The sequence below is a fragment of the Altericroceibacterium endophyticum genome, assembly GCF_009827595.1.
Taxonomy (GTDB): domain Bacteria; phylum Pseudomonadota; class Alphaproteobacteria; order Sphingomonadales; family Sphingomonadaceae; genus Altericroceibacterium; species Altericroceibacterium endophyticum.
Genome location: NZ_WTYT01000001.1, coordinates 275,709 through 294,914 on the forward strand (window position 1 = coordinate 275,709; position 19,206 = coordinate 294,914).

16 protein-coding genes are annotated in these 19,206 nt (G+C 56.0%); 7 read left to right on the top strand and 9 right to left on the bottom strand.

Annotation, left to right across the window (positions count from 1 at the left end; translation table 11 throughout):
* Positions 1–54: 54 nt before the first annotated feature.
* Positions 55–3,183, bottom strand: a complete 3,129-nt coding sequence (locus tag GRI91_RS01365; RefSeq protein WP_160734839.1) for a TonB-dependent receptor plug domain-containing protein — start codon at positions 3,181–3,183, stop codon at positions 55–57.
* Positions 3,184–3,763: 580 nt separating this feature from the next.
* Here GRI91_RS01365 and GRI91_RS01370 point away from each other — a divergent pair.
* On the top strand, positions 3,764–4,654 hold the full coding sequence (locus GRI91_RS01370; RefSeq protein ID WP_160734840.1) for an SDR family oxidoreductase: 891 nt from the start codon (positions 3,764–3,766) through the stop codon (positions 4,652–4,654).
* A gap of 101 nt (positions 4,655–4,755) precedes the next feature.
* Here the strand turns inward: GRI91_RS01370 and GRI91_RS01375 are convergent, their stop codons facing one another.
* Positions 4,756–6,153, bottom strand: coding sequence for an MFS transporter (locus GRI91_RS01375; RefSeq protein WP_160734841.1), 1,398 nt, complete (start codon positions 6,151–6,153; stop codon positions 4,756–4,758).
* A gap of 321 nt (positions 6,154–6,474) precedes the next feature.
* Here GRI91_RS01375 and GRI91_RS01380 point away from each other — a divergent pair, with 321 nt between their 5' ends.
* The gene (locus tag GRI91_RS01380) at positions 6,475–7,713 is read left to right on the top strand and encodes a MarR family transcriptional regulator (RefSeq protein ID WP_237437587.1); all 1,239 of its coding nucleotides are present in this window, start codon (positions 6,475–6,477) and stop codon (positions 7,711–7,713) included.
* Positions 7,714–7,728: 15 nt separating this feature from the next.
* On the opposite strand, the gene GRI91_RS01385 is transcribed toward GRI91_RS01380, so the two are convergent.
* The 6 genes from GRI91_RS01385 to hppD all read right to left on the bottom strand — a co-directional run bounded on the left by GRI91_RS01385 (position 7,729) and on the right by hppD (position 13,509).
* Entirely contained in the window at positions 7,729–8,430 is a 702-nt protein-coding gene (locus GRI91_RS01385) for a glutathione S-transferase family protein (RefSeq protein WP_160734843.1), read from the bottom strand.
* Between the two features lie 15 nt (positions 8,431–8,445).
* On the bottom strand, positions 8,446–9,687 hold the full coding sequence (locus GRI91_RS01390; protein WP_160734844.1) for an MFS transporter: 1,242 nt from the start codon (positions 9,685–9,687) through the stop codon (positions 8,446–8,448).
* Between the two features lie 100 nt (positions 9,688–9,787).
* Positions 9,788–10,315, bottom strand: coding sequence for a hypothetical protein (locus tag GRI91_RS01395; RefSeq protein WP_160734845.1), 528 nt, complete (start codon positions 10,313–10,315; stop codon positions 9,788–9,790).
* 74 nt (positions 10,316–10,389) lie between these two features.
* Positions 10,390–11,310 (bottom strand): SDR family NAD(P)-dependent oxidoreductase, encoded by a 921-nt coding sequence (locus GRI91_RS01400; protein ID WP_160734846.1) that lies wholly within the window; start codon positions 11,308–11,310, stop codon positions 10,390–10,392.
* Positions 11,311–11,368: 58 nt separating this feature from the next.
* Positions 11,369–12,196 carry a glutathione S-transferase family protein gene (locus GRI91_RS01405; RefSeq protein WP_237437588.1) on the bottom strand — a complete coding sequence of 276 codons (828 nt, stop codon included), beginning with the start codon at positions 12,194–12,196 and terminating at the stop codon, positions 11,369–11,371.
* Between the two features lie 230 nt (positions 12,197–12,426).
* Positions 12,427–13,509, bottom strand: coding sequence for a 4-hydroxyphenylpyruvate dioxygenase (gene hppD, locus GRI91_RS01410; protein WP_160734847.1), 1,083 nt, complete (start codon positions 13,507–13,509; stop codon positions 12,427–12,429).
* A gap of 135 nt (positions 13,510–13,644) precedes the next feature.
* Between hppD and GRI91_RS01415 the strand changes: the two genes are divergently transcribed.
* The 5 genes from GRI91_RS01415 (at position 13,645) to GRI91_RS01435 (ending at position 17,816) form a co-directional block, all read left to right on the top strand.
* Positions 13,645–13,947 (top strand): FtsB family cell division protein, encoded by a 303-nt coding sequence (locus GRI91_RS01415; RefSeq protein ID WP_337190297.1) that lies wholly within the window; start codon positions 13,645–13,647, stop codon positions 13,945–13,947.
* Between the two features lie 136 nt (positions 13,948–14,083).
* The gene (gene pdhA / locus GRI91_RS01420) at positions 14,084–15,196 is read left to right on the top strand and encodes a pyruvate dehydrogenase (acetyl-transferring) E1 component subunit alpha (protein ID WP_202385390.1); all 1,113 of its coding nucleotides are present in this window, start codon (positions 14,084–14,086) and stop codon (positions 15,194–15,196) included.
* Positions 15,196–16,584: a pyruvate dehydrogenase complex E1 component subunit beta gene (locus GRI91_RS01425; protein ID WP_160734849.1), complete on the top strand. Its 1,389-nt coding sequence runs from the start codon at positions 15,196–15,198 to the stop codon at positions 16,582–16,584. Before pdhA ends, GRI91_RS01425 begins: the two co-directional genes overlap by 1 nt.
* 45 nt (positions 16,585–16,629) lie before the next feature.
* The gene (locus tag GRI91_RS01430) at positions 16,630–17,319 is read left to right on the top strand and encodes a hypothetical protein (protein WP_160734850.1); all 690 of its coding nucleotides are present in this window, start codon (positions 16,630–16,632) and stop codon (positions 17,317–17,319) included.
* 26 nt (positions 17,320–17,345) lie between these two features.
* Entirely contained in the window at positions 17,346–17,816 is a 471-nt protein-coding gene (locus GRI91_RS01435) for an EF-hand domain-containing protein (RefSeq protein WP_160734851.1), read from the top strand.
* Here GRI91_RS01435 and trmFO read toward each other — a convergent pair whose 3' ends face one another.
* Positions 17,817–19,184, bottom strand: coding sequence for a methylenetetrahydrofolate--tRNA-(uracil(54)-C(5))-methyltransferase (FADH(2)-oxidizing) TrmFO (gene trmFO / locus GRI91_RS01440; RefSeq protein ID WP_160734852.1), 1,368 nt, complete (start codon positions 19,182–19,184; stop codon positions 17,817–17,819). It lies immediately after the preceding gene.
* Positions 19,185–19,206: the final 22 nt, after the last annotated feature.

Here is a 19,206-nt window from a genome sequence, read left to right on the forward strand (position 1 = left end):
AAAAATGCCCCTCCACAAAGGGAGGGGCCAGGATGCTGATCTGTCGAGGAGAGATCAGAATTTGAAGTTCGCACCCACGTAAAACCTGCGACCGATCAGGTCGTAATAGGCCAGGGTATTCGGCGTATATGTACCGCCGGCCAGATTGCCCGGAGGAGGGTTGGTATTGACGCCGGCCAGTGGTGGTTCCTTGTTGAACAGATTGTCTACACCGAAGCGGATAGTTGCATTATCCGTTACAGAATAGCTGCCGTTGAGATTGAAAAGGTCGTAAGCAGGAGCGCCGCGGAAGCTTGTGTTCGGATCCGTCGCCGCAGTCACATCGTCAGTTGCCGGCAGATGCTGCCACTGCAGGGCAACATTTGCCGAACCGACGCTATATCCCAGCGTCGTGAACAGCTTCCATTCAAAGGCACCGCCATCGAGACCATTCTGCTGGCTCGGCGGGCCGAATGTGCCGGTGTAATCAACCAGAGCCAGATTGGGCAATTCGGACGATTTCAGCTCAATCTGATAGTTGAACACAGAGTTGAGCGAAATCGTGCCAGGACCTGCATCAAACGCCCAGTTGAGATTAATGTCGATCCCGGAGGTCTGGAACCGGCCATTGTTCAGGAAGGTACGGACAACATTGCCAAGCGTACCCACTGTATTGCGGCCAATGCCCGAGCAGAAATCCGAATTCGGATCATAATCTGGGTTGAACGCCGGGTCGAAGCACTGGCGCTGCGCGATATCGACGGACTGCGCGCCAATCGCATCCTTCACCTTGATATTATAATAGTCGATCGACAAGCGCAGGCGAGTGAGCGCTGGCGACATGAATGGTGAATCGATAACGGCGCCCAGTGTCCATGTATCGGCCTTTTCCGGCTTCAGGTCAGGATTGCCGGACAGCGTTGGGAACACGTATTCTGCGCCCGCAGGCTGAACCGTATTGTCGTAAAATTGCTCATCCGCATTCACATCGCCTGAGCGTTCCATCAATACTCGGCACAAGGCCTCTACCTGAGCGGCATCGGGATTGGTGGCGGGGTTGGCGGAATAGGGCAGTGAATTGGCGCGCGAGCAGACATCACCACCGGTTGCGACGGCAAAAGTCTGTTCCGGAGCCAAGAACAATTCAGCCGTGTTGGGCGCCCGTTCAGCGCGGTTATAGCCGCCGCGCAGACGGAACCAGTCGGTTATCTGCCATTCGGCGAGTGCCTTATAGGTGTAACTGGTGCCGGTCGTGCTGTAATCCGACATACGGCCGCCGATTTCGAGATCGAGCCGCTGGAAACCGGGCGTGTCGCTGAGGATCGGGATCAGCAATTCACCATAGAGCTCCTTGATCGTGATTTCGCCCTGTGAATTACCGGACGGGTAGAGACCAAGAACCTGTTCCTGGAAAGACTGCCCCTGCGTGGTGAGCGTGTCGTTCTGGAATTCGTAATCCGTCTTGCGATAGCTGGCACCGAAAGCCGTGCGAACCTGACCGGCCGGCAAATCAAACAGACCGCCCTGAATATTCGCTTCCCAGATGCTTTGCTGCATCACCGACTTGGTCTTCACATTGGCGCGGATTGCTTCGAGGCAATCCTCGCTGATCGGATCGCCGCTGAAGGGATTGAGACCGCTGGTGCAGGTCGCAGTTGACGCGCCGAAGCCGCCAAATTGCTGATTGCCCGTGGCTTCGAACCCTTCACCGAAATTCGGTGCATTGATGAGCGTGCGATAGCGCTGAAGTGATGCAAAGCCGCGCTGAATTACCGTTGTTTCGCTTTCGCTTTGCGAACCGAAAACTTCCCATGTCCAATCGCTATCCGGCACGCTCCCTTCCAGACCGACGGTCATGTTATATGTATACACGTCGGTTTCCGATGACCGGTTGAACGGCATCATCTGGAAGATCTGGAATGGAGCATTCGGATTTTGCCGTGCGTTCAGGATCTGGACGACTTCATCAGGCAAATCAGACTGCGGGTTAGCGGGGTCATAATCGACGAAGGCTGTCCAGCCGCCGGTTACAGGTGATGGTTCCTGAACCGTACGTGTTGAAACCTTGCTGAAGATGCCCTGCGCAAACAGGCCGATCCAGTCGTTCAGCTCATAATTACCGCGGGCATACATATTGTAGCGTTCAAGCGGCAAAACCAGCATCGCATCGGTGAAGTTGGTTTGCAGCAGCCCGTTGTCCCCGACTTTGTAAGTGAAGCCATCGACGATATCGTTGCGATATACACCGGGAACGCCAGGACCGTCGAAACCCGAGAAGACGGTCCCGTCGGGATTTGTGTACAAAATGAGCTGCTGGTTTGGAACTTGTGACGGCGCGTCACTGAAGATCCCATCAATCACATTTTGATCGACCGGATTCCCGAAGCCAAGATTGATGCCGGGGCGATAGGGGAAAAAGCCCGTTCCGGTGATCGACGTATCGCCCCAGTAATCGCGCCAGTAATCGCGATCCTTGCGATAGGACGCATTGCGTTCATTCGTGGCAAAGCTCAGTGAAATATTACCGCGTCCATCGTCGAAGTCGGTGCCCATAATACCCGAGACCTGGTATTCGAAACCGTCACCTTCCTGCGTAACATTCGCCTGCGCATCGAGTTCGAGCCCTTCGAAATCGCGCTTCATGATGAAGTTGACAACACCAGCCACGGCGTCGGCGCCGTAGGTCGAGGAAGCACCACCTGAAATGATTTCCACCCGTTCAACGGCAGCGGAAGGAATGGAGTTGATGTCCACCACATTCGAGGCATTGCTGGGCGTACCGCGGCGACCATCGATCAGGACGAGCGTGCGGTTGGACCCAAGACCGCGCAGCGACACGGTCGCTGCACCGGGCGTGCTCTGCGATGTTGGCTGAATATCGCCGCCATCGGTCGGCGCGTCGAGCGTAGGCGCAAATTGCGGTAATTTGTTCAGGCTGGATTCGATCGCGGCCGTGCTGGATTGCTTCAGCAGAGCGTCATCCACCGTCACGATCGGGCTGGGCGATTCAAAGTCACGGCGGACGATGCGAGAGCCGGTGACGATGATTTCGCTGGCTTGCGGTGCGGCCAAAACACCGCTGTCGCTGTCCGTCTCAACGCTCTGTTGGGCAAGTGCGGGCGTTGCAAATGTCATCATCCCGGCAACACCCGCCAGCAAACCATGCCTCAGGCGTCGGTGGTTGAAGTGCAGATTGTTCCCCATCTTTCAGGCTCCCTAAAATCGTCAGTCTGTGCCGACGTTTTGAAAATTCAGCATGACGGACCAATCTGGAGCCAGATCGCATCGCGCAGGAGCGGGCGTCCTCGTTGATCCATTCGCGCGACACGAAGGTAGATTTTAAAGGAACGAGCAGGCGCACGGTATGATTGGCCGGCAAGTCCGACCGATCCCGCACCATACGATGAATGGCGCCGCTTTTTCCTCTCCCGAACGCCTGACAATCTTTTGAGTCGAGTACGTTTCCAGCCATTGCATATGGCGCGAGATTGATAGTGTCTAGATATGATTGATCGATTTAGCGGGTAAAACCGAAAGCGGGCAGCGGAGTAATAGCTTGTAAAGGCCACTTTTTAGAGAAATTTGTAACAACGAAGTGGATATATTGCGCTGAAATATAGTGCTAAATTGCTTTCCCTGTAACATCCGTGCTTGTTTGGACGAGTGTTGAAAAAAGCTCTCGTTTGTCAAATATATTGACTGTGTCTGATTTGTGCTTGAGCCGAATGGTGCTTGCTGTCTAAGCAGGGACAGCTTTTCAAAAAAGACAGCGGAGAGAGTGGAAATGAAGAATCTGAAGGGCAAAGTCGCCTTTATCACGGGTGGTGGCTCAGGCGTTGCCTTGGGCCAGGCAAAGGTGTTTGCCGAGGAGGCAGGCATGAAGGTCGTGATCGCGGATATTCGCCAACAGGCGCTGGATGACGCGATGGATTACTTCTCTGGCAAGGGTGTCCAAGTGCACCCCATTCTGCTCGATCTGACGGACCGGGAGGCCTACGCGCGAGCTGCGGATGAGGCTGAACGCATTTTTGGGCCGGTGGATCTGCTGTGCAACACGGCGGGCGTCAGCCAGTTTGGCCCTATTGCGGATGCAACCTTTGACGATTGGGACTGGCAGATGGATGTCAATGTCAAAGGCGTCATCAATGGCTGCATGACCTTTATTCCGCGGATGATCAAACGCGGGGAGGGCGGGCATATCCTCATCACCGCCAGCATGTCAGCCTTTGTCGCTTTGCCGACCACGGCGATCTATTGCACCACCAAATATGCCGTTCGTGGATTGGCGGAATCGCTGCGTGTCGAAATGCCCGAGCACGATATCGGAGTGTCGCTGCTTTGTCCGGGCGCGGTGAACACCAATATTCACCGTGCTGTGGAAACTCGCCCGGAAAAATACGCGAAAACAGGCTATTACGGCGCGGATGAAGAAGTGTTCGGCCATCTGAAAGCGGTCATCAAAGATGGCTTCGATCCGGTGGATCTGGGGCGCGTTGTGCGTGATGCGGTTGAAGCGAACCAGTTCTGGGTGCTTCCTTATCCTGAATTCGTTGAGGGTCAGCATCAGCGTGATCAGGAGGTGGTGGATGCCATGCTGATGTATCAGGACCATCCTGACAGCATTCGGCGGGCCAAAATGCGCGAAGAGATGGGGCAGAATATGCCCGGCCAGTAAGCAGGGCAATTGAGGTGTGGGTGGAAGGCCCCCGGTTTGGCGACCGGGGGCCTTTTTCACTGATGAATTACCCAGCGCGCTGATTTTCAACGCGTTGATTTTCAGATCAGTCCCGCTTCCTTCCTTCCAGCGATTTCGCGCGCATAGGGACGCAGGCCCAGATAGATGATGTAGATCGCGACCGGCATCATCACACCCACAGCAATCGCCATTGCCGGGCCAAGATAGGCTTCGCCGCCCAGCATACCGGAAATGAGCGTCAGGATGGTGGGGCCAAGGCCGCCAACAACGGTGAACATGAACATATAGAGCGCGGTTACCTGCGCGCGCATCCTGTTCGGGGTGATTACCTGAATGGCCGTATTCTGCGGCACGGCCGCTGCCATGCTGAAGCTGATCGAGACTCCTGCGAGTATGATGGAGAGTTCTCCCGTCGGCATCAGCGGACTGGCTACCGCAAAAGGCAGCGCGCAAACCCACGCCACCATCACGGCTCGCACCGGTGCATCGTCATAGCGTTTCTGCAGCGTTTCGGTCAGCCATGCCCCTAGCGGCAGTCCGACCAGCGAGAATATCAGCATCGTTCCACCCTGCCACAGACCGATCATGGCGACATCCCAGCCATAAGTCCGTTGAAGGAAGGGGATACGCCATTGGGCAATCGCGGTCCCTTCAATGGAGACGATAGCCAGTGCCACGAAGAGCGGGGCATAGACGCCGCGGCGGGCCCACAGCTCTTTCATGACGTCGGAAACGGGCAGCATTTTTGGCTTTTGCCCCTCAACCGGAAGGGCGATTTCCCGGCGATCAGGTTCCTTGATGCACCACAATATCAATGCCACCACGAAGGCGCCGATTGCACCTATGAGATAGACCTTGTGCCAGGGTTTAATGGTTAGACCGAACCATTCACTGGTTCCCCAGCCAATGGCTGCGGCGACCAGCAAGCCGCCCAGTACCGAGGCGAGGGCAGTTCCGAGCACAAAGCCGACCTGCATACCCGCAATGGCTCGCGAGAGTTTATGCGGTGGGAAGTAATCAGCGAGCAGGGAATAAAACCCCGGTCCATTTACCGTGGCGGAGGACCCGACAAACATACGGCCGACAAACAAATGCCAAAAGTTCTGGGCCAGCCCGCACATGACTGTGAACACGCCAACAAAGATGGAACCGATCGGCATCACGATGGTGCGGGGATAACGGTCGATCAGTCGCGCCATGGGCAGGCCGATCAGCGCATAAAAGAGCACCGGAGCGACGCCGGTCAGAAGACTCATCTGAAAGTCAGTGGCCTGAAAATCTGCTTTGATCAGCTCGATCAGAAAGCCTGTCAGCCCGGCGTCGAACATGTTGATCATATGGGCGAAGGCAAGGAACCCAACACATGTCCATGCCCGCGCAGGGGAAGGCCATTCCTGTTCAGGCACCTTCCCGCTCGTGCCCGGGATTGCGACCGCGCTTTGCGGATCTTTCCCGAGCGGTGGTGAAACGCTCGCCATATTCCTCTCCCATCATGACGCGACCTGTTTGGTCGTCATCGCCACTCATCCTGCGGACAAGTGAAGAGGAAATATGTCGCTATTGTTGATTTTGTCCAGATAATAATGGGTGCTACCTAAATAGCATAGTCGCTATCTTCGCTTGTTAAAGCGGACAAGTCATGGCTATGAGGTATCTTGCGTAACCTTCGGTTATCGGTTGTTTTCAAAACGAACGATCGGTCCCGCATATTGTTAGTAAATCACGGTGGAAAGGCTGTACTTTCTGTGAAATTGTCCGAAAAACACGAAAGTTCTGAAATAATAGAGTGGCGCGACGACTTGTGTCGGTATGCTCGCGCTGTCTGGGTGGCGAGCCGTGCCGGGGAAGCGTTACCGCAATTATCCAGTGATGAAAGCGCCCGTCTGGAAGATGTGTTGGGCGATGTATACCATGATGCGGTTGAAGTTGTCCGATCCTATGCCATTGGCGATTCCCGCAGCCGCGATACGGAAGAACCGCCTGCTGATTTTGCACCCAGGCTCAAACTGATTTTGAAAGGATTCGCGCCGGAAAGTCAGGCAGTTCAGCCCTCCAGTGATGAGGAGCCCAATGCCGTAATTTTTCAGCAGCACTTGTGGCAATTGCTGCGCAAGGTTCGGGAAAGTGCCGAATTATCTTACGCGCGCGAAGTGGATTTGCCGGAGCTTGATCGCCGTATTCTGTTCCTGCTGCATAGTTCCGGGCCGCAGGTTCCGGCCGCCATTTCCAGCGCGGTTGGCATGGATAAGGCGCAGGTTAGCCGCTCTGTTAAACGCCTGCTGCAACAGGAAATGGTTGAGCGCACGCAAATACGCTCCCCCATTGCGCTGACGGAAAAAGGTCAATCCGCGGCGGCGCGTTTGCTCCGTCTGGCAGAGTTGCGGAACCGGGAATTGTCTTTCGATATAGATGATGAGGAACTGGAAGGCTTTTTCGTTACGGTCGACGTCCTGCTTCATCGGGCGGCTTCCTTGTATGAACAGGAACGTGCGCTTAGTCAGGGCGGTCCTGTCGGGGATTCCATTTTTGACGGAATTCGTCCGTTTCAGGTGAGGCGCACTGATGGCGCGATCGTGATTGATCGCGGCTATATCGTATCGCCTTTGCTGACATTGAGCGCTTACTTCACCCGCAGCGCGGCACTGACCTATAAGCGGCTGGCCAGCCTTTCCAATTTTGAAGCATGGGTTTTGTCAGAAATCTGCCAAAATCCGCCCGTTGAATGGGCGCGTCTCGTCCGCGGGCTTGAACGCGATCACAGCCAGGCCGGGCGGACGGTCAATGCGTTGATTGAGCGGGATATCGTGTTCCGCGAAGGAAAGCCTGGACGGCGTTTCGGGCGTTTTTCGCCGACCGAGGAGGGCAAGCGCCTGTATGCGATTATTCAGGATCTGGGCTTCCAGCGCAGTAAGTTCATGCTTGAACCGCTTTCCGAACAGCAATTGCAGGCATTCATGGCGACCTTCTCCAAGCTGAAGCGCAATTCGGTGGCCCAGCTCGAACGCGAACATGCGCTGGAGGAATATGGCAGCCGGTAAGCGCCCTTTGGCCTATTATCCGGCTGCTCTTTCCCGTAAACGCTGCATCGCTGGACGCTGCTGATTGCGCTCCAGCCAGGCGGGAACTGCGCTCAGCTTGTCCCATCCGACAATGGGGCCTGCTTCGTACCAGCTAATGACACCGCCGATCCATCCGGCCATTGAAATATCGGCGATGGTATATTGGTCACCCATGATCCATTCGCGTCCGTCCAGCCGCTTTTCGAGCACATTCAGCAGCCGTTCGCTTTCCTTGGCAAAACGCTCGACCGGGCGCGGATCCTCAATCTCACGGCCGGCATATTTGTAGAAATAGCCCAGATTGCCCATGAACGGTCCGATATGGGCCGCCTGGAAAAACAGCCATGAGGTGCATTCCAGGCGCTCACGAATATTCTGCGGAATCAACGCGTTCTTCTTATCCGCCAGATAGATCAGGATCGCATTGGATTCGAACATGCCGATCGGCTCCCCATCGGGGCCATCGGGGTCGATAATAGCCGGGATCTTGCCATTCGGATTGAGGCTCTCAAACTCGGGCGTAAACGTCTCATCCTTTGAAATATCAATATGATGATATTCGTAATCAATCCCCAATTCCTCCAGCGCGATCATAGGCTTCATGCCATTGGGGGTTGGGCAGCCAAAGAGCTGGAGAATGTCAGAATTCTTGGGTTTCCAGCGCTGAGTGATGGGAAAAGCTGAGAGTTTATCCATGGTGCGTTCTTTCTGTCACGACTGTTTCGGGATGACCTGCTCGGTGCTCGCCAGATGATGCCCGCCTTGCCGAATGCGGTGATGAACGCGCCATGCCAGCCATGCCGCGGGAAGCATTCCGGCCCCCGCGAAAATGTAGGGCGCATCGACGCTCACGCCGGAAAACAAGGCGCCTGCAATGATCGGGCCGATGATACGGGCAAATGCGCCAAGCGCGCCGTTGACCCCGAGCAAAGCCCCTTGCTGCTCGGGTGCACTGGCGAGCGATATCAGGCCCGAGATGGCCGGTTGCGTGATCGAAATGCCGATCACGGTAAAGACCGTGATACCCACCAGCCACATGCCATCTGGTGCCCAGACCTGTGCGATAAGACTGATGCCGCCAAGCAGCAGTCCGGCGGTGAGCGCGGCCGCCTCACCAATGCGGCGGACGATCCAACCCGCTATCACTGCCTGATTAAGAGCAGAAAGCGCACCGATGAATGTGAAGGTCAGACCAACCTCATGCGGTCCCCAATCGAAACGTGCAGCTGTCCACAAGGCATAGATTGCCTCCATGGCTGAAAAGGCACCGGTTGCGATCAGGGTGGTCAGCAGAACCTGACCGATAATCGGGTGCCGCATGGCCTCCATCAAGCGCGCCTGCTGCCGGGCGGCGCGGCGTGAGTGATCATGCGATTCTTTGAGAAAGAAGATGATGCCGAGCACAGATAGAACGCCCAGAATAGCCGCGCAGAGCAATGGCGGGCGATAGCCGGCTGCTCCTATTCCTTCGACAACCAGCAATCCGCCAATTGCCGGGCCGACCATGAAACCCAGTCCGAAGGCCGCACCGAGCAGTCCAAGGCGTTCTGTGCGCTTTTCTGGCGGGGTGATGTCAGCCACATACGCCTGGGTAGTCGAGATATTGCCCCCGGCGATGCCAGCCACAAAGCGCAGCACCAGCGCGGTGTTGTAATCGGGTGCATAGGCCAGCAACAGGTAGGACAGCCCGATGGCCGCCATCGTTCCCATCAGCACGGGCTTTCGCCCGATACGGTCGGATATACGGCCCCAGAGCGGTTCACCCAGGAATTGCCCAACCGAATAGGCGGAGAACAATATCGTCACCTGCCATGCGGAAATGCCGAAGCTTTCTGCGTAAAAGGGCAGCAGCGGGATAACAATGCCGAAGCCTGCGATATTGATGAAAACGACCAGCAACAAGACGATAAGCGCGCCCTTGCCGCCTATGGGTGTGGTCTGTTTATCTGACATTGTGATCCCCGAAAATCCGGCAGCGCCGAGGGCGAAAGCTGCGGTTCAATATTTGATTAAGTCTGCAGCTTTTGCGTTGCGGCGCAAACGGTCGGCTCGTTCACTTCACCCGTTTAACGCGAACGCCGGCCTGGCCATCTGCCACCATCAGATAGCTTCCGAGGGAGGCTGCCTTGATCTCAACGGTCGAACCGCGACGGGGAGGGCGATAGCTGCTGGAAACGCTTTCGGTGAACAGCCATTGCGCGCCGCTTTCCAGCGTAATCAGATATGTTCCGGGCTGACGCTCACGCACGGATGCAACCCGCGCGCTCAATTCATCGCGGTTTTCGGGTGCCGGAGCAAAGCGTTCTGGTTTCCGGATATCCTCTGCGCCAAATGTATCGTTGCCAGTGCTGGCAGATGCGCCGGACGCACTCGCATTCGGCACCGTATTGCTGCGCGGTTTACCACCAGCGGCGCGGATATTGTTGTCGTAGCAGGCAAGCCGCGCTTGTGCGTCGTCAATCTTGGCGCATTCGCGAAGGATGTTGAGCACGATTGCATCATCAACCTGCGCCGTGGCGGGGGTGGTGCCACCAATCATCAATGCACTGCAGCCAAGTGCAGCAAGGGCAAATCGTTTCATCTCTATTCCTCCCCGATCCATTATATTGTCTATTAATCAAATATTTGAGTGCGAATTCTTCCGATGTTTCGAACTTATCTCGCAGATGTGCCGTAGCGCTGCTTATCCAACTGTTGCCGTGCCTCGATGTATTTATGCATGGCTTGCGCACGCTTCTCTTGCCCGCTCTCATCTGAATCCGCCGGTGGCAAGGCATCCAGAGCTTGCTTGAAGATAGCTTCCAGCCCGGCGCGCGCTTCGGGATAGGGAATGATGTAGAAGCGGTTTTCCTCAATTGCCTGTTTCACATGGCCAGCGAGTTCTTCGGGCTCCATCCCCTGCGCATAGATTTCGTGAAGCGCTGCGATCTCATCTTCATTCACGTCAAACGCGCTCTCGCCATATCTGTCGGGACGGGTTTTTACGCTCTCGGCAATGTTGGACTTGATATTGGCGGGGGCCAGCACGCTGACACCAATGGCATGGTCCTTCAGCGCATCACGCATCGCCATTGTGATCCCATGCACCGCGAATTTGGAAGCGGAGTAAATCCCGGCACTGCTATTCGCCATGAAGCAGCCGAGTGATGCGGTGTTGACGATATGCCCACCCTGATTGCGCTCGATCATGCGCGGGACAAAGGTCTGCATCAGATTGACGACACCGTTGAAATTGACGTCCATGATCCAGTCGTAATCGGAATAGCTGGCCTGTTCGAGCGGTCCGAATATCGATACACCGGCAGTGCCGAACAGCATGCTGACAGGGCCGAGGGCGTCCTCCACTTCATCTGCAGCGCGTTGAAAAGCGGCCCGGTCGGTGATGTCCAGCTCGACGCCATAGGCTTCGATGCCCTCTTCTTTCAGCTTGCTGACCGCCGTCTGGACTGCGTCGCCGCGAATATCCGCGATCGCAATCTTACAGCCAGCGCGTCCGAAAACCTGCGCTTGCCCAAAACCGGCACCGCTCGCACCGCCAGTGATAAAGGCGGTCCGCCCCGCAAAATCGAATGCCATGCTATCATCTCCGCTTTATAATTTTGTTATTTCAATTCGGTTGGATGGCTGAGTTTTCTCACGCCAGCCCGAGCTCTTCATCACTCGCGGAATGGCCCCATTTGTCCCTTGGCGGCATGGGGCGGTCTTGCCAGGGTATATCAATCGTAAAACTCGAAACCTTGCGGCCTTCCGGAATCTTTCCGTTGCCGCCGCCCTGGCTGTAATCATAATAGAGCTTGATCAGCTCTTCATACGTATGATGGCGCTGGGCAACTTCGTGATTTGTGCAGGCTTCGCGCCAGCGCAGCGCGCGCTTCGCCTCAGCCGGCGGTGCATAATCCTCGTAATATTCGAGGAACCACAAGCGCTTGAACATGGGAGTGAAGGCGACTTCTGCCCAGCCAAAGTCCTCCCAAAGCCAATCCCGGTCCGGAGCGTAATAGCTCAGAAACTCGTCCAGCTTCAGCCATTGTTCGTCCATATTTGCGATCAGCTCATCTCGCTTGTCGCGTTCGCGGTTGAGGATCATACGATAACCGGCGCCGGTAAAAGCCATATCACTCGCGCATAGCATCCCCTCAACGGCATGTTTGTAAGGGTCGGAATGCGCCAGTCGCTCGGCCGGAAAGCGCTCATCGAAATAGCGCATGATGACGAGACTTTCCTTCAGTGTCTCACCGTTTTCCAACTCTAGCGCGGGAAGGGCGGTGGTGCCGCGCGTGCGTTGCAGCAACCAGTCAGGTCGCGGTTTCGAAATGTCGATTTGAAAATCATCCAGCGCATCACCGCATCCCTTCAGATCCAGCATCAGCTCGACTCTTTCGGAAAACGGGCAACCAGGAATGTGGTACATCATCGGTTTGCCGGACCGGGCCGGCTCGGCTTGCTGTGTGGCCGTAGGCATGAATTCTCTCCCAAACTAGACTTTCGGCTAGCAGAGGAAGACGCGCTCGCCAATCAAATTGATTTTGTCCTTATTGTGAGGGTGGTGGTGCATTACGGATTTGCGCTGCTGAATGGTCAAATCACATTGAAAAAAAAGGCCCCGGCGACTTTACAGTCCCGGAGCCCATATCGTGTGCCAGACCACTTTGTTCGATCGATCAGATGTGCGGCCTGTGTTGCGACTTGCAGTTAGGCGTCGGCGCTGCTTTCTCCGCGGCGCTTATAGTCAGCCTCGATACTCTTGAAGAGCGCCGTGATGTTGCCTTCGCCGAAACCTTCATCGCCCTTGCGCTGAATGAATTCGAAAAAGACCGGCCCCAGCATAAGTTGAGAGAAGATCTGCATCAGCAATTGCGGCTCGCCGCCTTCGGTGGTGCCATCCAGCAGAATGCCGCGTTCCTTGAGCTTGTCCACGGGTTCGCCATGGCCAGGAAGGCGCTCGGCCAGCTGCTCATAATAGGTTTCCGGCGGAGGCGGAGCGAAGGGCGTACCCTTCTGCTTCAAACTGTCGAGCGACGTGTACAGGTCGTCACTATCGAAGGCGATGTGCTGGATGCCTTCGCCGTTAAATTCCTTGAGATATTCTGCGATCTGACCTTTTCCGCCTTCGCCACCTTCTTCGTTCAGTGGAATACGGATCTTGCCGTCAGGCGCCATCATCACCTTGGTATTAAGGCCGGAATATTCTCCGGTTACATCGAATTGCTTGAATTCACGGAAGCCAAAGATCCGGGAGTAGAATTCTTCCCAATGTGACGTCCGACCGGCATAAACGTTGTGGGTCAGATGATCGATAGTATTAAAGCCAGCGCCCGGCGGAGTGCGCTCGACACCGTCTTCATAGACAAAATCGATGTCGTAAATATTGGGCCCTTCGCTGTAGCGATCGACCAGATAAATCAGCGAATGCCCAATGCCGCGAATGGCAGGAATGTTCAGCTCCATCGGGCCGGTGTTTACATTGACTGGCTCGGCGCCGCGCTTAAGCGCGAGGGCGTAGGCTTTCCCGGCATTGCGAACGCGAAAGGCCATGCCGCAACATGAGGCGCCATGTTCGGCCGCGAAATAGGCTGCGGGGGAGCGCGGTTCATAATTGGCGATCAGGTTGATTTCGCCCTGCCTCCAGAGCTGCACGTCCTTGCTGCGGTGCTGCGCCACCTGCGTGAAGCCCATGCGTTGGAAGGATTCTTCCAATGGCCCCTTTTCCGGTGCGGAAAATTCAAGAAATTCGAACCCGTCAAGTCCGAGTGGATTGTCAAATAGATCAGTCATGGTTTCAAATGTAACCGGTTGATGGGGGCGGTTCAAGAGGACTTCGCGCTAACCACCGGTTTTCCCCATCATCCTGGCGCAAACAGGCTTGAATCTGCGGGCTGGGTGTGATTCTGTGTTGAGATGATCAAGGCCGTGGCAAAAAACTCTTTACGTGAAAGGCTGACCCAGTTCGCTGCGCTATCTTATTTGCTGGTGTTGGGCGGGTTGGTGCTTGCTGGGCCCTATGGCGTTTTGGCCTGGAATGAGAATGTTTCGCTGCTCGACAAGCGGGAGCAGCGCATCACAGCGCTGTCTGAACAGCGTGATGCGCTCAGCAATCAGGTAAAGTTGCTGAATCCCGATCACGCCGATCCTGATCTCGTCACCGAATTGATGCGGGAAAATCTGAACGTCGCACATCCTGACGAATATATAATCGATCTTAATCAGCCCTGATGGCACCTCTCTGACTTGCGTAAAGCGGGACAGATATGTCCAATGGAGGCGTTGCCAGCGCGGCAATTGTCAGCCTATAGGCAGGGCGTAAACCGATGAGTCCCAAAAGGGACCATGTAAGAAAGGGATAGACGACTTGGCTAAAGCGTCCGCCAGCTCCACTTCCGGAAAATCCGGACGGTCCTCGACCGGAAAGAAGCCCGAAGCCCAGCCTGATAATGCAGGCGATAATTTTGAATTACGCAGTCTTCAGGATTCCTTCGAAAAGGATAAGACTTATAAGGCCAGCGAGGATGAGCTGCTTGGGTTCTACAAGCAGATGCTTCTTATCCGCCGCTTTGAAGAGCGTGCGGGCCAGCTTTACGGGCTAGGCTATATCGGTGGTTTTTGTCATCTTTATATCGGCCAGGAAGCAGTTGCTGTTGGCATCCAGTCGGCCCTTGAAGTTGGCAAGGATAGCGTGATCACCGGCTATCGTGATCACGGCCACATGCTTGCCTATGGCATCGATCCCAAGATTATCATGGCCGAACTGACCGGTCGCCAGGCTGGTATCAGCCACGGCAAGGGCGGTTCGATGCACATGTTCTCGACCGAAAAGGGATTTTACGGCGGGCACGGTATCGTCGGTGCTCAGGTGCCGCTGGGTGCGGGTCTCGCATTTGCGCATCAGTACAATGAAGATGGCGGTCTGTGTGCCACCTATTTCGGTGATGGTGCGTCCAATCAGGGCCAGGTCTATGAAACCTTCAATATGGCCAGCCTGTGGAATTTGCCGATCATCTTCATCGTTGAGAACAATCAATATGCGATGGGCACTTCGGTAAAGCGCAGTTCTGCCGAAACCGAATTCTATCGCCGTGGCACCGCCTTCCGCATCCCCGGCATGAAAGTGAACGGCATGGATGTGCTCGAAGTGCATCAAGCCACGCAGATTGCTGCCGATCACGTACGCTCGGGCAAAGGTCCCGTGCTCATGGAGCTGGAAACCTATCGCTATCGTGGTCACTCCATGTCTGATCCGGCGAAATACCGGACACGCGAGGAAGTGCAGGGCGTTCGTGACAAGAGCGATCCGATTGAAAAGGCCAAGGCCTATTTGATCGAGATGGGTTATGACGAAGAGAAGCTGAAGCAGATCGATAAGGATATTCGCGCCCAGGTGGCCGAAGCCGCCGACTTTGCTGAAAATTCGCCCGAGCCTGAGGCGAGCGAACTCTACACCGATGTTCTGGTGGGTAATTACTGATGGCTATCGAAATTAAAATGCCGGCCCTTTCTCCAACGATGGAAGAGGGCACGCTGGCCAAATGGCTAGTGAAAGAGGGCGATAACGTAACCGCCGGCGATATTCTCGCCGAAATTGAAACCGACAAGGCGACGATGGAATTCGAAGCCGTGGATGAGGGCACCGTCGGCAAGATCCTGATCGAAGAAGGCGCTGAAAATGTCGCCGTCGGTACGGTCATCGCGATGCTTGCCGAAGAAGGCGAAGATGCCTCTTCGATCGAAGCCCCCGCAGCTACTCCGGAAGAGTCCGAGAGCAAGCCGGCTGATGAAGAAAAGCCCGCCAGCGCAAGTTCCGCTGAAATCATGACCAAGGATCAGCCGAAGCCCAAAAAGGCCGATCCTGAAATTCCGCCCGGCACCAATATGGTGAGCGCTACCGTGCGCGAAGCCCTGCGTGATGCAATGGCGGAGGAAATGCGTCTTGATGAACGCGTCTTCGTCATGGGCGAAGAAGTGGCGGAATATCAGGGGGCCTATAAGGTCACGCAGGATCTGCTGGCTGAATTCGGTCCCAAGCGCGTTATCGATACGCCGATCACCGAATATGGTTTTGCCGGCATTGGTACGGGTGCGGCAATGGGCGGCCTTCGCCCGGTGGTTGAATTCATGACGTTCAACTTCGCCATGCAGGCCATCGATCACATCATCAATTCGGCGGCCAAGACGAATTACATGTCGGGTGGCCAGATGCGCTGCCCTGTCGTGTTCCGCGGCCCCAATGGTGCGGCGAGCCGTGTTGGCGCCCAGCACAGCCAGAACTACGCACCTTGGTATTCCGCAGTGCCTGGGCTGATCGTGATTGCCCCTTATGACGCATCCGACGCCAAGGGCCTGCTGAAGGCGGCAATCCGCTGTGAAGATCCGGTCGTGTTCCTCGAAAACGAGCTGATCTACGGCAAGAGCTTCGAGCTTGCTCAGCTGGACGATCATGTTCTGCCAATTGGCAAGGCGCGCACCATGCGTGAAGGTAATGACGTCACGATCGTGTCCTATTCCATCGGCGTCGGCCTTGCGCTCGAAGCTGCTGAAAAGCTGGCAGAAGATGGGATTGATGCTGAGGTGATCGACCTGCGCACTATCCGTCCGCTCGACCGTGAAGCCGTGCTGGAAAGCCTGGCCAAGACCAATCGCCTGATCATTGCTGAAGAAGGTTTCCCGCAATGTTCGGTTGCTGCTGAAATTCAGGCAATCTGCATGGAGGACGGTTTCGACCATCTCGATGCACCGGTTCTGCGTGTCTGCAACGAAGACGTGCCACTGCCCTATGCGGCCAATCTGGAAAAGATGGCGCTGATCGATTCGGATCGGATCATCGCGGCCGTGAAAAAGGTCTGTTACGTCGATTGATGAGATAATCCCGGCCTGCGCGTATGCGGGCCGGGATGTCTTTTGATGCTTGACCGAACACGGCCGCATCCCGACTCTCCTGAAATGTCAGAATCTTTGCTCGAATCCCTCCCTTTGGTGGAGCGGCTTGCGCTGGCCTATGGCTCGGCGAAGGGACGTGACGTCCTGCTGCCGATCTTTGCCTGTGATGCCCGGCTGAGCCAGATCGTGCGGCAGAAGCGCGAACCCGTTCTGGCGCAGATGCGTCTGGCCTGGTGGCGTGAAATGCTGGAGAAACCAGCTGATCAATTGCCGAAGGGCGATGCGGTGCTGGACGCTTTGTCACATTGGCCAGAGCGGGGACAGTTGGCATCGTTGGTCAGCGGATGGGAAATGTTGCTGCAGGAAGAGCTGGATGCAGCAGCGATAGAAGCCTTTGTTGACGGACGCGCCAATGCGGTCCGTCTTGCGGCACTGCAGATCGACAGCGGGAATAATGCCGATGTCCAGACCGCCGCTCAATATTGGGCACTCGGCGATCTGGCGGCCAATCTTGGCCCATCGGATGAACGCGAAAGAGTGCGCCGTCAGGCCGATGATCTTCCCCGGAATATTGCCCGGCTTCCCAGATCCTTGCGGCCTGTGTTCATTCTCGGGAAGCTGGGGCAGCGTGCTCTCGATGCTGACGGCGCTCCATTGTTAAGCGGTCCCAAGTCGATGTTAACCATTGCACGTTTGGGAATCGCGGGTTTTTGAAGTAGTTTCCTCTTCAGGGGGGAGATATGCACAGACTGATTTTGGGGGCGCTGGGGACGCTTGTTCTTGTGGCCGTGGGCCTGTTTTGGTGGCAGGGTCGGGCGGAAATAGAGAAGGCTGCACCGCCGCCGATGGTCGAGCCGATCGAAGTCGTCGAAGACCCGGACTTGCTTCCCTTTGCTGATCTGGCGGGATTGCAGGGGCCAGAACCACCCGAAGCCAGCGAGATCACGCGCGAACAGCGGCGTTTTTTCCGCTATGATCGCAACCGTGACTGGCGCATCACCCGTAATGAGATGCTCTCCACGCGCAGTGATCAGTTCCGCGATCTGGATGTAGACGGAAACAACTTGCTGACATTCGAGGAATGGGCTGTCACCACGGCGCAGCGGTTTGATGGGGCCGACGGCAATGGCAATGGTGAACTGACGCCTGCAGAATTCGCCACCACCGCACCAAAGCGGAAAGCAAAGCCTAAGCCGAGATGCAGCTGCTGATCAGGCGGCGACACTTCGCAAATTGCTCTGCCACACGGAAAAATCCTGCTTGGCGCGGGAGGTATAGGCTTCCTTGCGCTGCTTCTTTTTTACGTCATGCATCGGCGGAAAAAGGCCGAAATTGACGTTCATCGGTTGATAGCTTTCAGCTTCTGCATCGCCGGTGATGTGGGACAGCAGCGCGCCCATTGCCGTGGTCGCAGGGGGTGCGGTGTAGCTTTGACCAGCGAGTTCGGCCGCCGCCATCAGGCCAGTCAGCAAACCGATGGCGGAGCTTTCCACATAGCCCTCGCACCCGGTAATCTGTCCGGCAAAGCGGATGTTGCTGGCCGATTTCAGGCGCAATTGCCGGTCCAGCAACAAAGGAGAGTTCAAAAAGGTGTTGCGGTGCAAACCACCGAGCCGCGCAAATTCGGCATTTTGCAGCCCCGGAATTGTCCGGAATAGCTCGACCTGCGCGCCATATTTCATCTTGGTCTGGAAGCCGACCATGTTCCACAAAGTTCCGAGCTTGTTGTCCTGACGCAGCTGCACCACTGCGTAGGGCCAGCGTCCTTGCGGGAATTCGGGTGTGGCGGTGCGCGGATCGTCGAGGCCAACTGGCTTCATCGGACCGTAGCGCAGGGTGTCTACGCCGCGTTCCGCCATAACTTCGATCGGCATGCAGCCATCGAAATAGGGCGTGTCCTTTTCCCATTCCTTGAATTCGGATTTTTCAGCGTCCAGCAGTCCCTGATGAAAAGCGAGATATTCCTCCTTGTTCATCGGGCAGTTGATGTAGTCCTTGCCTTCACTTCCGGGGCCGGAGCGTTTGTCCCACCGCGATTGCATCCAACAGATCGACATATCGATGGTGTCATGGTGAACGATCGGCGCGATCGCGTCGAAAAAGGCCAGACTTTCCGATCCTGTGGCCGCGCCAATGCTTTCCGCCAGGCTCGCCGCGGTAAGTGGACCAGTCGCTACGATGGTCAGCCCTTCAGTCGGCAAAGTATCGATACGCTCTCGGACGATTTCCACATTTGGGTGGTCGCGCAGCGCGTTTTCCACTTCGGCGGAGAATACGTCGCGGTCCACTGCCAGAGCGGAGCCGGCCGGAACGCGGGCCTTTTCGCCCGCGCGCATAATCAGGGAATCGAGCTGACGCATTTCATAATGCAGCAGGCCCACGGCATTCTTCTCATCATCATCGGACCGGAAAGAGTTCGAGCAGACCAGTTCAGCCAGCCCATCCGTGTGGTGCGCAGCGGTGGTTTCGCCGCTACCGCGCATTTCGGAAAGGCGAACGCGGAAACCGCGTGATGCCAGTTGCCATGCTGCTTCGCTGCCTGCGAGGCCGCCGCCGATAATGTGAACGTCATGTTGCATAAGTCGTCGCATGTCCTGTCGT

Bases quoted from the DNA above. Each gene is read 5' to 3' on its own strand.
- trmFO (WP_160734852.1), bottom strand. From the start codon at position 19,184: ATGCAACATGACGTTCACATTATCGGCGGCGGCCTCGCAGGCAGCGAA.
- GRI91_RS01395 (WP_160734845.1), bottom strand. From the start codon at position 10,315: ATGAAACGATTTGCCCTTGCTGCACTTGGCTGCAGTGCATTGATGATT.
- GRI91_RS01375 (WP_160734841.1), bottom strand. From the start codon at position 6,153: ATGGCGAGCGTTTCACCACCGCTCGGGAAAGATCCGCAAAGCGCGGTC.
- GRI91_RS01370 (WP_160734840.1), top strand. From the start codon at position 3,764: ATGAAGAATCTGAAGGGCAAAGTCGCCTTTATCACGGGTGGTGGCTCA.
- GRI91_RS01365 (WP_160734839.1), bottom strand. From the start codon at position 3,183: ATGGGGAACAATCTGCACTTCAACCACCGACGCCTGAGGCATGGTTTG.
- hppD (WP_160734847.1), bottom strand. From the start codon at position 13,509: ATGACTGATCTATTTGACAATCCACTCGGACTTGACGGGTTCGAATTT.
- GRI91_RS01425 (WP_160734849.1), top strand. From the start codon at position 15,196: ATGGCTATCGAAATTAAAATGCCGGCCCTTTCTCCAACGATGGAAGAG.
- GRI91_RS01435 (WP_160734851.1), top strand. From the start codon at position 17,346: ATGCACAGACTGATTTTGGGGGCGCTGGGGACGCTTGTTCTTGTGGCC.
- GRI91_RS01400 (WP_160734846.1), bottom strand. From the start codon at position 11,310: ATGGCATTCGATTTTGCGGGGCGGACCGCCTTTATCACTGGCGGTGCG.
- GRI91_RS01430 (WP_160734850.1), top strand. From the start codon at position 16,630: ATGCTTGACCGAACACGGCCGCATCCCGACTCTCCTGAAATGTCAGAA.
- GRI91_RS01385 (WP_160734843.1), bottom strand. From the start codon at position 8,430: ATGGATAAACTCTCAGCTTTTCCCATCACTCAGCGCTGGAAACCCAAG.
- GRI91_RS01405 (WP_237437588.1), bottom strand. From the start codon at position 12,196: ATGCCTACGGCCACACAGCAAGCCGAGCCGGCCCGGTCCGGCAAACCG.
- GRI91_RS01390 (WP_160734844.1), bottom strand. From the start codon at position 9,687: ATGTCAGATAAACAGACCACACCCATAGGCGGCAAGGGCGCGCTTATC.